At 69.9% G+C, this 14,747-nt stretch carries 10 protein-coding genes; 7 read left to right on the top strand and 3 right to left on the bottom strand.

The window, feature by feature from the left end:
* Positions 1 to 2 precede the first annotated feature (2 nt).
* From ACWTPI_RS19845 to ACWTPI_RS19815, 7 genes are all read left to right on the top strand, one after another.
* Positions 3 to 1,598 carry a GMC family oxidoreductase N-terminal domain-containing protein gene (locus ACWTPI_RS19845; RefSeq protein ID WP_454732414.1) on the top strand — a complete coding sequence of 532 codons (1,596 nt, stop codon included), beginning with the start codon at positions 3 to 5 and terminating at the stop codon, positions 1,596 to 1,598.
* 317 nt (positions 1,599 to 1,915) lie between these two features.
* Positions 1,916 to 2,854: a TetR/AcrR family transcriptional regulator gene (locus ACWTPI_RS19840; RefSeq protein WP_020206618.1), complete on the top strand. Its 939-nt coding sequence runs from the start codon at positions 1,916 to 1,918 to the stop codon at positions 2,852 to 2,854.
* A gap of 325 nt (positions 2,855 to 3,179) precedes the next feature.
* Complete coding sequence (locus ACWTPI_RS19835) at positions 3,180 to 4,031, top strand: DUF1571 domain-containing protein (RefSeq protein WP_454732507.1); 852 nt, start codon at positions 3,180 to 3,182, stop codon at positions 4,029 to 4,031.
* A gap of 265 nt (positions 4,032 to 4,296) precedes the next feature.
* Positions 4,297 to 5,664, top strand: a complete 1,368-nt coding sequence (locus ACWTPI_RS19830; protein WP_454732413.1) for a DUF2957 domain-containing protein — start codon at positions 4,297 to 4,299, stop codon at positions 5,662 to 5,664.
* Positions 5,665 to 5,818: 154 nt separating this feature from the next.
* Positions 5,819 to 7,153, top strand: coding sequence for a DUF2957 domain-containing protein (locus ACWTPI_RS19825; protein ID WP_454732412.1), 1,335 nt, complete (start codon positions 5,819 to 5,821; stop codon positions 7,151 to 7,153).
* A 41-nt stretch (positions 7,154 to 7,194) separates the two neighbouring features.
* Positions 7,195 to 8,040: an OmpW/AlkL family protein gene (locus ACWTPI_RS19820; RefSeq protein ID WP_029044377.1), complete on the top strand. Its 846-nt coding sequence runs from the start codon at positions 7,195 to 7,197 to the stop codon at positions 8,038 to 8,040.
* Positions 8,041 to 8,123: 83 nt separating this feature from the next.
* Complete coding sequence (locus ACWTPI_RS19815) at positions 8,124 to 8,732, top strand: glutathione S-transferase family protein (protein WP_454732411.1); 609 nt, start codon at positions 8,124 to 8,126, stop codon at positions 8,730 to 8,732.
* Here the strand turns inward: ACWTPI_RS19815 and ACWTPI_RS19810 are convergent.
* From ACWTPI_RS19810 to ACWTPI_RS19800, 3 genes are all read right to left on the bottom strand, one after another.
* Positions 8,710 to 9,180, bottom strand: a complete 471-nt coding sequence (locus ACWTPI_RS19810; RefSeq protein ID WP_454732410.1) for a GNAT family N-acetyltransferase — start codon at positions 9,178 to 9,180, stop codon at positions 8,710 to 8,712. The genes ACWTPI_RS19815 and ACWTPI_RS19810 overlap by 23 nt on opposite strands.
* Positions 9,181 to 10,063: 883 nt before the next feature.
* Positions 10,064 to 11,548: an efflux transporter outer membrane subunit gene (locus tag ACWTPI_RS19805; protein WP_454732409.1), complete on the bottom strand. Its 1,485-nt coding sequence runs from the start codon at positions 11,546 to 11,548 to the stop codon at positions 10,064 to 10,066.
* A 2-nt stretch (positions 11,549 to 11,550) separates the two neighbouring features.
* Positions 11,551 to 14,721: an efflux RND transporter permease subunit gene (locus ACWTPI_RS19800; RefSeq protein WP_020206804.1), complete on the bottom strand. Its 3,171-nt coding sequence runs from the start codon at positions 14,719 to 14,721 to the stop codon at positions 11,551 to 11,553.
* Positions 14,722 to 14,747: the final 26 nt, after the last annotated feature.

Genomic DNA, 14,747 nt, shown 5'->3' with positions numbered 1-14,747 from the left:
CCATGACCGTACCCGACCTCTACAGCGCCGGCATCGCGTCCGGCTGGAACGTGGTGGACGCCGCCACGCTCGCCGCGCCGCTCGCGCTCGACGCCGACGTGGCCATCGTCGGCAGCGGCGCCGGCGGCGGCGTGGCCGCCGAGATCCTCAGCGATGCCGGCCTGCGCGTGGTGCTGCTCGAGGAAGGCGCGCTGCGCACCTCCGACAGCTTCCGCGACATGGACGAAGGCCGCGCCTACCGCGAGCTCTACCAGGAGGGCGCGGCGCGCGCCACCGCCGACGGCGCCATCGCCATCCTGCAGGGCCGCGCGGTCGGCGGCAGCACCACGGTGAACTGGTCGTCGAGCTTCCGCACGCCGCCGCAGACGCTGGCGCACTGGGCCGCGCACCACGCGGTGAGCGGCCACGCCGCGGCCGACATGGCGCCGTGGTTCGCGCGCATGGAGGCGCGCCTGTCGGTGGCGCCGTGGGGCATGGCGCCGAACGGCAACAACGGCGTGCTCAAGCGCGGCTGCGACAAGCTGGGCTGGGAGTCGCACGTGATCCCGCGCAACGTGAAGGGCTGCTGGAACTCCGGCTACTGCGGCCTGGGCTGCCCGGTCAACGCCAAGCAGTCGATGCTGGTGTCGACCATCCCGGCGGCGCTGGCGCGCGGCGCCACGCTCGTGCACCGCGTGCGCGTGCGCGCGTTCGCGCACGACGGCAAGACCGTCGGCGCGCTCGCCGGCGAGGCGCTCGGCGCCGACGGCCGCACGCCCACCGGCGTGGCGGTGACGGTGCGCGCGCGCCACTACGTGGCCGCCGGCGGCGCCATCAACACGCCGGCGCTGCTGCTGCGCTCGCGCGCGCCGGACCCGCACCAGCGCCTCGGCCTGCGCACCTTCATCCATCCGGTCAACCTGAGCATCGCGGTGATGCCGGAGCAGGTCGACCCGTATTACGGCGCGCCGCAGTCGGTCGCCTCGGACCACTTCCAGTGGAAAGACGGCGCCACCGGCGCGATCGGCTACAAGCTCGAAGTGCCGCCGCTGCTGCCCGGCATCAGCGCGGGCGTGTTCGGCAGCGTGGGCGAGGCGCTGCGCGCCGACATGGCCGCGCTGCCGCGCACCAACGCCATGCTGGCGCTGCTGCGCGACGGTTTCGTGCCGCACAGCGAAGGCGGGCGCGTGCGCATCGCCGGCGACGGCAGCCCGGTGCTCGACTACGACATGAACGACTACCTCTGGGACGGCGTGCGGCGCGCGTGGCTGAGCATGGCCGAGGCGCAGTTCGCCGCCGGCGCGCTGCGGGTGCGGCCCGCGCATCTCGACGCGCCGTATTACGCCGACTGGGCCAGCGCGCGCGCGGGCATCGCCGCGCTGCCGCTGGCCAAATTCCGCGCGGCGCTGTTCTCGGCGCACCTGATGGGCGGCTGCGGCATGAGCGACGAGCCGCGGCTCGGCGTGGTGGACAGCGGCGGCCGCCATCACCAGTTGAACAACCTGTCGGTGCTGGACGGCTCCGTGTTTCCCACCAGCATCGGCGCCAACCCGCAGTTGTCGGTGTTCGCGCTGAGCGCGCAGAACGCGCACGGGCTGGCCGCGCGGCTGGTGCGGTGAGCGCCGCCCGGCCGCCCCACGCAAGAGGGGTAAGACAAAGCGGTGCGCGCTCGCGCGCTTCAAGTCCACAATTAAAACGGGCGCGCAAGGAGCCGGCGCGCCCCGCGCGCGGCGCCACGACACAGGAGGCGGAGTCCGAGGCAACGTTGGAAACAACGTTAGAGGCAACCCTCAAATTTTGCGCTTGTGAAACGCTCGCGGCGCTGGCTAGGCTCCGTACAACCGTTTCAAGCATCCGTTTGCCGACAGAGCAGGGAGCAGGAACGGCATGGCATTTTGCTGGGGTTCGATGCATGACAAGACAAGAGGCGCCCCCCATGAAGACCGGTAAAGGCACGGCAGGAGACACCAAGGCCCGCATTCTCGACGCCACCGAGCGCTTGTTCATCGAGGTCGGCTACGAAGGCACCTCGCTCAGGCAAGTGACCTCGCGCGCGATCGTCAATCTGGCCGCGGTCAACTATCACTTCCGCAGCAAGGAAATCATGATGCAGGCGGTGCTCGGGCGCCGCCTCGACCCGCTCAACACGCGGCGCCTGGCCGTGCTCGACGCCTGCGAGGCGCGCTGGCCCGGCAACCAGATCCGCTGCGAGCACGTCATGGGCGCGCTGTTCGTGCCCGCGCTGCAGATGGCGCGCGAGCCGGAGCTCGGCGGCCCGTCGTTCCTGCGGCTGCTCGGCCGCGTGTACTCGGACACCTCACCGTTCATCCAGTCCTACCTGCTCGGCCACTACGCGCCGGTGTTCGGCCGCTTCTCGGGCGCCTTTGCGCGCGCGCTGCCGGAGATCCCGCCGCAGGAGCTGGGCTGGCGGTTGAACTTCGCGCTCAAGGCGCTGGCCGGCGTGCTGGCCGGCGACGAGCTCGGCAACCTGCTGCCGGCCTTCACGCAGGGCAAGGACGTGAGCGACGCGCAGGTGCTGGCGCAGTTGAGCGCGATGGTGATCGCCGCGCTCAAGGCGCCGGTGCCGGCCAGCCAGCAACTGTGCGCGCTGCAGGACGTGTTCGTGATCGGCGAGGCCCAGCACGCCGAGGAACGCGCCACGCAGGCCTCGCTCGACGGCCTGGTGGCCGAGCAGGCGCAGCGCGCCGACGCGCACGCCGCGGCCGCGCGCAAGACGCGCCGCACCGCGCGCAACGAGGGCGCCACGCGCGCCGCCGTCACCAGCATGGCGGTGCGCGGCGCGCGCGAGCACCCGCCCATCGTCTTCCCGAGCAATCCGCTCGACGACTGGATGCGTACCCGCTCCAGGACCTAGCGGCGCGTCCCGCGCGCCTTCCGCCGCCCGGCCGCGCGCTTCGCCCGGTGGCGGGGTCTTGCCGTTCCACGATCCCCGCCGCCGCCCTGGCAACCCGCGCCCAGGCAATCCGCTTCGCCGACCCGCCGCGTGCCGCGAGCACGCGCCGGCCCGCTGCTGCCCGCGTTTTCGCGCCACGCGCGCCTGGCGCAGCACGGTGCCGTGACAGGAGACCCGCATCATGAAGCCACTCTCTTTCCAGACGCTGCGCCAGGCCTTGCGCGCATTCCCGGGGGCCCGGCCCGCCGGCCTGCTGCGCGGCCTCGCCGCCGCCGGCGTGATCGCAATGGCGCTGCCGGGCGTCGCGCATGCCCAGGCATCCGTCACACCAGCCACCGCCGCCACCGCCGCCACGCCGGCCGGCACCGCCTACGACGGCCTGTCCGCGCAGCAGCAGGCCGCACTGCTCTCGAAGCAGGTCGCCGGTGGCGAGCTCGCGAAGCTGCCCGACGAGCAGCTGCTGGCCGTGTTCAACGCGCTCCAGCCCGAGACGCCGCTGCTGTGGGCCAAGGCGGAGGTGAGCCGCTATCCCGAGTACGAGTACTGGATGACGCGCCAGGAGCGCCTCAACGGACAGTGGCAGGACCAGCCCGCGCGCATGCTGATCCGCTACCGCCACGCGCCGCGCCAGCTCTATGCGAAGTGGCTGCCCGGCGGCAGCCAGGCCGGCCAGGAGATCCTCTACGACGAGACCCGGCGCAAGGACGAGATGTACGGCCACCTGGGCGGGCTGCTGGGCTTCACTTCGATGTGGATCGCGCTCGACGGCACCATCGCGCGCGCGCAGTCCAACCACACCGTGCGCGACCTCGGCTTCCAGTACGTGGTGGCGATGCTCGAGCGCGACGCGCGCTCGCTGCGCGCGGCCGGCCTCTCCGAGCGCTTCGCGCGCGCCGAGATCGTGCAGGAGCAGGGCACGCGCATGGTGGCGCTGACCTGGGAGCTGCCCGCCGGCGCGCCGCGCTACTACGCCAAGCGCGTGCAGCTGATGCTGGACCTCAAGAACCCGTGGCCGCGCGTGGAGACCGCGTGGGACGCCGATGGAAACATGGTGGAGAAGATTGTCTTCGAGAAGGCCGTGCGCAAGACATTCGACGCCGACACGTTCGACGCGAAAAACGGCGACTACAGGTTCTGAAACCATGCCGCCGGACCCGGCGCCGCGCGGGGAAGCCGCGCGCGCCGTTTGAATTGCGCCGCGCGCGCGGGCGCGCCGCGGTTTGAACAGGCGGCGCGAGCGCCTGCATGGCGGTGGCGGGCGCGCGGCGCACGGTGTTTGGAACGGGCGCTCTATTGACGCTCGCGCGGGCGAACGGCGAGAGTCACTGCACAACAGGTCATATACAAGACCGGACAAACCGGCACGACACAAAAATACAAAACCGATAAAAAGGAGACAAACGATGGCCCGCTTGAATGTATTCAACGGCCTTGCGGCGCTGGCTGGCACAAGCCTGGCGCTGACCCTCGCCGGCTGCGGCGGCGGCGATGCGCCGAGCCCCGGCTCGGCCGAGGTCGCATCCTGCGCCAGCACCGGCAGTTGCCCCGCCAGCGGCCCCGCGCAGTCCGGCCCCGCGCCAGCGCCGCTGTGCCCGGCCTCGCTCGACTACGCCACCGTCTATACCGGCGGCTCGGGCGGCGGCGAGTTCGTCAAGATGCAGTTCGACACCACGGCGCTCACGTACCGGCTGCAGATCCTCGCGTCGCCGGTGCCCAAGGCGCCCGGCAGCGTGCAGCCCACGCGCGCCGGCGTGACCTACACCGGCACCATCGCCCGCCTGACCTCGCTGCCCAGCGCCGAGCAGAACCGCTGCGCGCTGGCCATCCGCAGCGCGGTGCCGTCCGACGGCGGCGCGCAGGCCGTCATCGACCCCGCCGACCCGCCCATCATCTTCGTCGGCAACGGCGTGGCCGGCGGCGGCATCCCGGGCGCGACGATCTCCTATCCCGGCGTGGACCTCGGCATCGGCGCGCCGATCGGCGCCATCCCCGCGAAGACCTTCCCGATCTACCCGGTGCTGGCGTTCGCCGAGACCGAGACGGACTTCGCCAAGGTGGCGGGCACCTACAACATGCTGGGCTACCACCTGGTGCCGTCGGGCGGCAACCTGTTCCCGGCCGGCAACTTCATCCCCGCCACCGCGCAGACCGTCGAGACCCTGAACGCGGACGGCACCTGCACCGCGGCCAGCGGCAGCTGCCGGTCCACCGGCAACCCGTGGCGGCCGCGCGCGCAGAACGACGGCGCGTTCGAGAGCAACAACGACGCCGGCACGCGGCAATACCCGTTTTTCTACACGCAGTCGCTGGTCAGCGGCCCCACCACCAAGGCCAAGGGCATCCTGGTCGCGGGCAAGCTCAACGGCGCGCTGGTGCCGCTGCTGATCCGCACCGGCTACGCGCACATCGACCTGACCGACCTGCTCGACCCGATCAACGTGGACGACGAATCGGGCCTGGCCTTCCTCGCCCCGGCCGCCACGCTGACCAGCGCGCAGCTCAACGGCTCCTACGTCGGCTCGGGCAGCGATTTCGTCTACACCTCGTCGATCGTGCAGGACAAGCTGGTCGGCCTGGTCGACCCGCTCACCACCAACGTCAAGGGCGCCTTCCAGCTCGACTTCTCGCAGGCCCGCCCGGGCCAGATCGGCACCACCGACAACAGCGGCACCACCGGCACGCTGATCGCCACCGGCCACGCCTTCGCGCACCTCGCGGGCACCGGCAGCGCCAACCCGACCTTCCGCGTCAGCGTATTCGCCAGCCCCTGAGCCGGCGGGCATCGAAGCCTGCCGCGCGCGCCCGGAGGAGGCGCGCGCGGCGGCCGGCAGCGCACGGTGCCGCCTCGCGGCACCCGCGCGGAAAAACAGAACAACAGGCCAGGAACCACGCGCCGCACACAAGGCGCTTCAGGAGACAGACATCATGCACAAGGCCCCCCTTTTCCCGTCGTCCGGCGCGCGGCCGGCGTTCTCTTCGCCGGCCCGCGCGCGCCGCGCGTCCCGGCTGGCGCGCTACGCGCTGGCGCTCGCCGGCGCCGCGCTGCTGGCCGCCTGCGGCGGCGGCGGCGGCGGCGACGGCGACCACACCAGCGCCGCGCCGGCCGCGGCGATCCCCGTGCGGCTGTGCCCGGCCGCGCTCGACTACACCACCACCTTCACCGGCGGCACCGGCTCGGGCGAGCTGGTCAAGGTGCAGATCGACACCAGCAAGATGACCTGGCAGGTGACGTTCCTCGATTCGTCGGTGCCGCGCGCCACCGGCACCGTGCAGCCCACGCGCAGCGACACCGCCAGCGGCAGCAACGTGATGAGCGGCAAGCTGCAGCCCGAGACCGGGCTGCCCACCGAGAAGCTCAACCAGTGCGCGTTCCAGCTCGCCGGCGCCAGCCTCGACCCGAACCGCCCGGCGCGGCTGTTCGTGGGCGAGGGCGTGGCCGGCGGCACCATCCCCGGCGCGCGCATCCAGTTCGACGGCGTGGCCGGCGCGGGCGTGGTGCCCGACACCACCTTCCCGTACTTCCAGTTCATCGGCTTCGCGCAGACCGAGACCGACCTCGGCAAGATCGCCGGCCAGTACAACGGCTCGGGCTTCCACGAGGTGCCGTCGAAGAACTTCCAGACCGTGGCGCAGGACTACCGCATGACGCTGGCCGCCGACGGCTCGTTCCTGGTGTGCGACAACAAGCCCGGCGGCACCTGCGCGCAGAAGGGCAACAAGTTCGTGCCCACCGCCGGCGGCGCGCTGCTGTCGACCAACTACGCGGCCGAGCTGCCGCCCACGCTGGGCGGCACGCTCGGGCGCGCCTACCTGATCGTGGGCAAGCTGCGCGGGCAGCTGGTGCCGGTGATGATCCGCGTGGGCTACGCCAGCGGCTCGATCGGCGGCGTGCTGGGCGGCATGCCGCTCGGTGCCGACGACGAGATCGGCATCGGCATGATGGCGCCGGCGGCGGCCGTCGCGCAGGGCTCGGTCAACGGCGAATACGTGGGCGTGGACAGCAGCTTCGACTACCGCACCACCGCGCTGGTGGGGCCGGACGCCACCATGCTCGACCCGTTCCGCGCCTCGGACGCGTCGCTGGCCACGGCGTTCGCGCTGGACTACGCGCAGCAGGTGCCGGGCATGGTGACGACCACGCGCAAGGGTGGCGCCGCGGGTGGTCCGACCGGCAAGTTCATGTTCACCGGCGGCGTGTTCGGCTTCCTCGAGTCGCGCGGCGGCAGCCCGTATTTCACCATCGGCGCGTTCGTGCAATGACCGCCATGCGATCCACACACATCCGGGAACACAACATGACGATGAACGCCATTCGATTCGCCGCGCCGCTGCTGGCCGCGGCACTGGCCTGGCTCGGCGCCATGCCGGCCGCGCACGCGCAGAAGGCCGGCGACAACGTGGTCGCGCTGGGCTGGTTCCACATCAGCACCAGCGGACACAGCAGCCCCTTCACCACCAGCGTGATCGACGCGCCGATCAACGGCCCGCTCGGGCTGCCGTCCTCGTTCAGCGCGCCGGGCAGCAGCATCAGCACCTCCAACGCCGACACGCTGGGCCTGACCGTGAGCCACTTCTTCACCGACCACATCGCGCTGACGACGGTGGCCGGCGTGCCGCCCAAGTTCAAGCTCCACGGCCACGGCGACCTGATCCCGCCGGGGCCGGCCGGCGCGCTGGGCCGCCAGCCGCTGGGCGACCCCAGCCTCAACCCGATCATCACCGGCGCGCGCCAGTGGAGCCCGGCGGTGATGGCGCAGTACCACTTCCTGGAGCCGACCGCGCGCGTGCGGCCGTTCGTCGGCATCGGCGTGTCGTACAACTTCTTCACCAACATCGACCTCAACCCGGCTTTCGCCGCGTCGGTCAACAACAACCTCGGCGCCACGCTGGCGGCCGGCGCCGGCAAGCCGGGCCCGACCTCGGTGGAGGCCAAGGCGTCGAGCTCGTGGGCGCCGGTGTTCAACCTGGGCGGCTCGTTCGCCATCACCGACCAGTGGGGGCTGACCGCGTCGGTGACGTACATCCCGCTCAAGACCACCTCGTCGATGATCGTCAAGGCCGCCGACGGCACCGTGCTGTCCACCTCCAAGGCGGACATCAGCCCGAGCCCGATCATCGTGTTCGTGGCGGCGACGTACAAGTTCTGAAGCCGGCGCGGCGGCGCGCCGCGGATCGATTATGCTGATGCCTCGCCGGCCCGTTCCCGGGCCGGCTTTTCCTTGGAGGCAATATGCAACTCATCGGCATGCTCGACTCGCCCTATGTCCGCCGCGTGGCCATCTCGCTGCGGCTGCTGGGGGTGCCGTTCGAACACAAACCGGTGTCGGTGTTCCGCACGTTCACGCAATTCCAGGCCATCAACCCGGTGGTGAAGGCGCCCACGCTGGTATGCGACGACGGCACGGTGCTGATGGAGTCGGGGCTGATCCTCGACTACCTGGCGGTGCTGGCCGGCCGCAGCCTGATGCCGGCGGACCTGCCCGCGCTCCAGCACGCGCTGCGCGTGGCCGGGCTGGCGCTGGCCGCCTGCGAGAAGACCGTGCAGATCGTCTACGAATGCAACCTGCGGCCCGACGAGAAGCAGTACGAGCCGTGGCTCGCGCGCGTGCGCGGCCAGCTTGGCGCGGCCTACGCGGCGCTGGAAAAGGAAATCGCCGGCACCGCGCCGCCGGCCGACGAGCGCCGGCTCACGCAGGCCGACGTGACCACCGCCGTGGCGTGGCGCTTCACGCAGATGATGCTGCCGCAGGCGGCCGACGCCGCCGCCTACCCGGCGCTCGCGGCGTTCAGCGCCGCCGCCGAAGCGCTGCCCGCGTTCAGGGACACGCCGCCGGACTGAGGTCCTTGGCCATCTCCGTGGTGGCGTGCCAGCCGAGCGCGACGTAGAGCGGCCGGCCCGTCTCGGTCGCGTGCAGGATCGCGTACTGCACGCCGCGCCGCGCGAACTCCTCCTCCGCCAGCTGCATGAGCCGGTGGCCCAGGCCCTGCTTGCGGTGGGACGTCTCCACGTAGACGTTGAGCACGTAGCCGCGCTTGTCCTGGGTGGGATGGGCGGGGTGTGGCGGCCAGTCGATGGCCATCAGGCCGATGCCCGCCACCGCGCGGCCGTGCTCGGCGAGCACGAAGCCGAAATAGCTGCCGTCGCGCAGGCGCGGTTCCAGCCACGGGCGGAAGCGTTCGGTCATGGCGCGCAGGACGGCGTCATCGCGGCCGGCTTCGCGGAACATTTCCTCGCGGTGGTAGCAGACTAAGTCTAGGTCGTCGGGGGTCAGGGGGCGGACTTCCATTGGGGTGGGGGAGGGTTGGCGTCGGGGATTGTTATGCTAGCGCAGGTGGTCGGGTTCGGGGATTTGGGGGGTCCTGTGCGGGCTGTTGTGGGCCTTGGGGATCGGGCTTGATTGGCGGTTCGGGCTTTGGGTCCTTGTTCGGGCTTTCGTGGGCCTTGAGGCTCGGGCGGTTTTGGTGGTTCGGGCTTGGGATTCTTGTTCTGGCTTCTGTGGGCCTTGAGGCTCGAGCGGTTTTGGTGGTTCGGGCTTGGGATTTTTGTTCTGGCTTCTGTGGGCCTTGAGGCTCGAGCGGTTTTGGTGGTTCGGGCTTGGTGAAGATCGTTACTTTTCTTTGTCTCGACAAAGAAAAGTAACCAAAAGAAAACGACCCCTTGCAGGGGGGCTGGGCGCTCAGACTTTATGTCTGGTGGTGGTTTCGTGGTGCGGGCGTTGGCTTCGATGAGGCTGCTGACGCTACCGGGTTGCTTGCCTGCGACGTCGCTGGCGGCATTGGATTCGTGGTGGCGCTGCTTGATGGCGGTGGCACAGGTGGTTCGGGCTGCTGCCGCGACCGGGGCGGATGGGCGCGTCATGGGAGCGACGCTGGTTTCGTGGTGGGCTCGGTGGCTCCCGTTTGTTTTTCTTTCTCTTTCTCGTTTTTCTTTCTCTTTGCCCTTGTTCCATAAAAAAAGCGAAGCGCATCTGCGCTTCGCTTTTTTTTGCCTGCCAGGCCAGCGTATCGATTGTTTTCTCCCCTCTCCCGCTTGCGGGAGAGGGGCGGGGGAGAGGGCCGGCGTGTCCACGAAGTGATCGCTTTCGCCATTCGCTGGCGCCTGCCTTCTCCCCCGGCCCCTCTCCCATTTCATGGGAGAGGGGAGCAAACCTCCAGCTATCTGTGGCCGCCTTACTGCGCGGTCACCGCCGGCTTGATGCTGTCGGCTGACGCCACGGGGCCGGCTTCCGCCAGGCCGCCGCCGAGCGAGCGGTACAGGTCGATGGCGTTGTTCAGGCGCAGTTGGCGCGCCTGGATCAGTGCCTGTTCGGCGGTGAACAGCTGGCGTTGCGCGTCGAGCTGGTCGAGCTGGTTGGCCACGCCGCTGCGAAAGCGCACCGTGGACAGTTCGAAGCGTGCCTGCTCGGCGTCGCGCACCTGTTCCTGGCCGTGCACCTGTTCTTCGAGCGTGCCGCGCGCCACCAGTGCGTCCGCCACTTCGCTGAAGGCCGTCTGGATGGTCTTCTCGTAGCTGGCGACCTGGATGTTCTTGCGCACGTTGGCCAGGTCCAGGTTGGACAGGTTGCGGCCGTAGTCGAAGATCGGCAGCGTCAGTTGCGGCGCGAACGACCACACGCCGGTGCCGGAATCGAACAGGCTCGAGAAGGTCGGGCTGATCGCGCCGGCGTTGGCGGTGAGCGTGATGCGCGGGAAGAAGGCCGCGCGCGCGGCGCCGATGTTGGCGTTGGCCGACAGCAACTGCTGCTCGGCCTGGCGGATGTCGGGGCGCTGCTCGAGCAGGTCCGACGGCAGCCCGGCCGGGATGTCGCTGATGATGCGCTCGTCCGACAGGCGCATTGCCTCGGGCAGGTCCGCGATGCCGCCGAGCGGCTTGCCCACCAGCACTTCGAGCGCGTTCTGCGCCTGCGCGCGCTGGCGCGCCAGCTGCGCGGCCGAGACGCGCGCCTGCGCCACCAGCGATTCGTTGTCGCGCAGGTCCAGCGCCGAGGTGGCGCCGGCGTCGAAGCGCTGGCGCGCCAGGTCCAGCGTGGACTCGCGCGTGCGCAGCGTGTTCTGCGCCAGCTCGTACTGCTCGGCGAAGGAACGCTCGGACAGGTAGGCCTTGGCCACTTCCGAGACCAGCGAGATCTGCGCCGCGCGGCGCGCCTCCTCGGTGGAGAAGTACTGCGCCAGCGCCGCGTTGGAGAGGCTGCGCACGCGGCCGAATAGGTCGAGCTCGAACGATGTGATGCCGGCGCCGGCCTGGTAGTACTCGGAGACCGAGGTGCCGGCCTGGCTGGAGCCGAACTGCGCGCCCGAGATGCGCTGGCGCGTGTAGCCGCCGGTGGCGTTCACCGTGGGCAGCAGGTCGGCGCGCTGCACCTGGTACTGCGCGCGCGCTTCCTCGATGCGCAGCACGGCGGTGCGCAAGTCGCGGTTGTTCTCGAGCGAGGCCGCGATCAGCGCCTGCAGGCGCGGGTCGCGGAAGAACTCGCGCCAGCCGATGTCGGCCGCGCGGCGGGTCTCGCCGGTCTTCACCTCGGCCGCGGCGTAGCCGTCGGGCGCGGCCGGGTACTGCGTGGCCACCGGCGGCGCGGGGCGCTCGTACGTCGGCGCCAGCGTGCAGCCCGAGAGGACGCCCGCCACCAGCAACAGCGTGGTCAGTGTCTTGGTCATGGTCAGAGTTCCTGTTTGGGTTCGAGCCACTTCTGATCCTGCTTCGGGTCCTGGTCCAGGTCCTGCTCGGGCGCGCGGCCCTTGAAGCGGCTGCGGATCACCACGAAGAACACCGGCACCATGAAGATCGCCAGCACCGTGGCCGTGATCATGCCACCGATCACGCCGGTGCCGATCGCGCGCTGGCCGCCCGAGCCCGCGCCGGTGGCGATCGCCAGCGGCAGCACGCCCAGGATGAAGGCCATCGACGTCATCAGGATCGGGCGGAAACGCAGGTGCACCGCTTCCAGCGTGGCCTCGATCACGCCGCGGCCCTGCGCCTGCAGGTCCTTGGCGAACTCCACGATCAGGATGGCGTTCTTGGCCGACAGGCCGATGGTGGCGATCAGGCCCACCTTGAAGTACACGTCGTTGGGCATGCCGCGCAGCGTCACGCCGAGCAGCGCGCCGAGCACGCCGAGCGGCACCACCAGCAGCACCGAGACCGGGATCGACCAGCTTTCGTACAGCGCGGCCAGGCACAGGAACACGATGATCAGCGACAGCGTGTACAGCATCGGCTCCTGCGAGCCGGCCAGGCGCTCTTCATAGGACTGGCCGGACCATTCGAAGCCGAGGCCCGGCGGCAGCTTGGCGAAGTTGTCCTCCATGATCTTCATCGCCTCGCCGGTGCTGTGGCCCGGCGCCGCCTGGCCGGCGATCTTCACCGCCGGCAGGCCGTTGTAGCGCTCCAGGCGCGGCGAGCCCATGATCCACTGCGAGGTGGAGAACGAGGCGAACGCGACCATGTCGCCGTTCTTATTCTTCACGCGCAGCTTGCTCAGGTCGTCGGGCAGCTTGCGGTCGCTGCCCTCGGCCTGCGCGATCACCTTGCGCACGCGGCCTTCGTAGATGAAGTCGTTGACGTAGGACGAGCCGAACGCAATGGCCAGCGTGGCGTTGATGTCCGCCACCGAGACCCCCTGCGCGCGCGCCTTCTCGCGGTCGATGTCGATCTGCAGCTGCGGCGCGTCTTCCTGGCCTTCGGGGCGCACGCCGGCCAGCGCCGGATTCTGCGCGGCCATGCCGAGCATCATGTTGCGCGCTTCCATCAGCTTGGCGTGGCCCTGGCCGGTGCGGTCCTGCAGGCGGAAGTCGAAGCCCGAGGAATTGCCCAGCTCGGAGATCGCCGGCGGGTTGAGCGGGAAGATGATGGCGTCCTTGATGAACGACAGCGTGCCGAACGCGCGGCCCACCAGCGCCTGCGCGGTCTCGTCCGCGCCGGTGCGCTCCTTCCAGTCCTTGAGCTTGACGAACGCGATGCCGCCGTTCTGGCCGCGGCCGAAGAACGAGAAGCCCGCCACCGTGATCATCTGGTCCACCACCTTGCTTTCCTTCTGCAGGTAGTAGTCCTCGATCTGCTTGAGCACGCCCAGGGTGCGCTCCTGGGTGGCGCCGTTGGGCAACTGCACCACGGTGATCATGTAGCCCTGGTCTTCGTCGGGCAGGAAGGAGGAGGGCAGGCGCATGTACAGCACCACCACGCCGGCCAGGATGACCGCGTAGATGACCAGGTAGCGCCCGGCGCGCCCGAGGATGCGCGCGACCACGCCCTGGTAGCCGGTGGCCGCGCGCGCGAAGCCGCGGTTGAACCAGCCGAAGAAGCCGCGCTTCTCGTGGTGATGGCCGGCTTCCACCGGCTTGAGCAGCGTCGCGCACAGCGCCGGGGTGAGCGTCAGCGCCAGCAGCGCCGAGAACGCCATCGACGAGATCAGCGACAGCGAGAACTGGCGGTAGATGTTGCCCACCGAGCCGGAGAAGAACGCCATCGGGATGAACACCGCGGTCAGCACCAGCGTGATGCCGACGATGGCGCCGGTGATCTGGCCCATCGCCTTGCGCGTGGCCTGGCGCGGCGAGAGGCCTTCCTCGCTCATGATGCGCTCGACGTTCTCCACCACCACGATGGCATCGTCGACCAGGATGCCGATCGCCAGCACCATGCCGAACATGGTCAGCACGTTGATGGAGAAGCCGAACGCCAGCAGCATGCCGAAGGTGCCCATCAGCGCCACCGGCACCACCAACGTGGGAATCAGCGTGGCGCGGAAGTTCTGCAGGAACAGGTACATCACCAGGAACACCAGCACCACGGCTTCGAGCAGGGTCTTGATCACTTCCTCGATCGAGATCTGGACGAAGGCGGAGGTGTCGTAAGGCACGCTGTACGCATAGTCGCCCGGGAAGAACTTGGACAGCTCCTCCATCTTGGCGCGCACCGCGGTGGCGGTGGCGAGCGCGTTGCCGGTCGGCGCGAGCTTGATGGCGATGGCCGCGGCCGGCTTGCCGTTGGTGCGCGCCAGCGTGGAGTAGTCGGCGCCGCCGAGCTCGACGCGGCCGACGTCCTTGATGCGCACCGAGGAGCCGTCCGGGTTCACGCGCAGCAGGATGTTGGCGAACTGCTCCGGCGTGGTGAGGCGGCTTTCGGTGGTGACGGTGGCGTTGAGCTCGGTGCCCTTGGGCGACGGCGCGCCGCCCAGCTCGCCCACGGCGACCTGCACGTTCTGCTCGGCGATGGCCGCGGTGACGTCCTGCGGCGTCAGGTTGAAGCCCGTCAGCTTGGACGGGTCCACCCAGATGCGCATGGCGTACTCGGTGCCGAACAGGTCGGCCTGGCCCACGCCGGGCACGCGGCGGATCGAGTCGATCACGCTGGCCGAGACGTAGTTGCCGAGCTCGATGGCATCGGCCCGACCCGACTTGGACGAGACCGTCAGGAACATCATGTAGTTGTTCCCGGCCTTGTCCACGCGCACGCCCTGCTGGCGCACCTCGGCCGGCAGGCGCGCTTCCACGCGCTTGAGGCGGTTCTGCACCTCGACCGAGTCGAGGTCGACGTTGGAGCTCGGATCGAAGGCGATGGTGATCGTCGCCAGGCCGGTGGCTTCACTGGTGGACTGGTAGTACAGCAGCCCCGGCGCGCCGTTGAGCTCCTGCTCGATCACCGACGTGACCGAGTCTTCGAGCGTCCTGGCGGATGCGCCCGGGTAGGTCGCCGTGACCGAGATCGTCGGCGGTGCGATGTTGGGATACTGGGCGATCGGCAACTGCAGGATCGACAGCACCCCTGCCAGCACGATGATCAGCGCGACAACCCACGCGAACACCGGCCGGTCGATGAAAAACTTGGCCATAGAACTGGCTCCCTTGGTATTGCGCT

The sequence above is a fragment of the Cupriavidus ulmosensis genome, from assembly GCF_977008105.1.
This window is presented reverse-complemented; position numbering and strand designations above follow the sequence as displayed.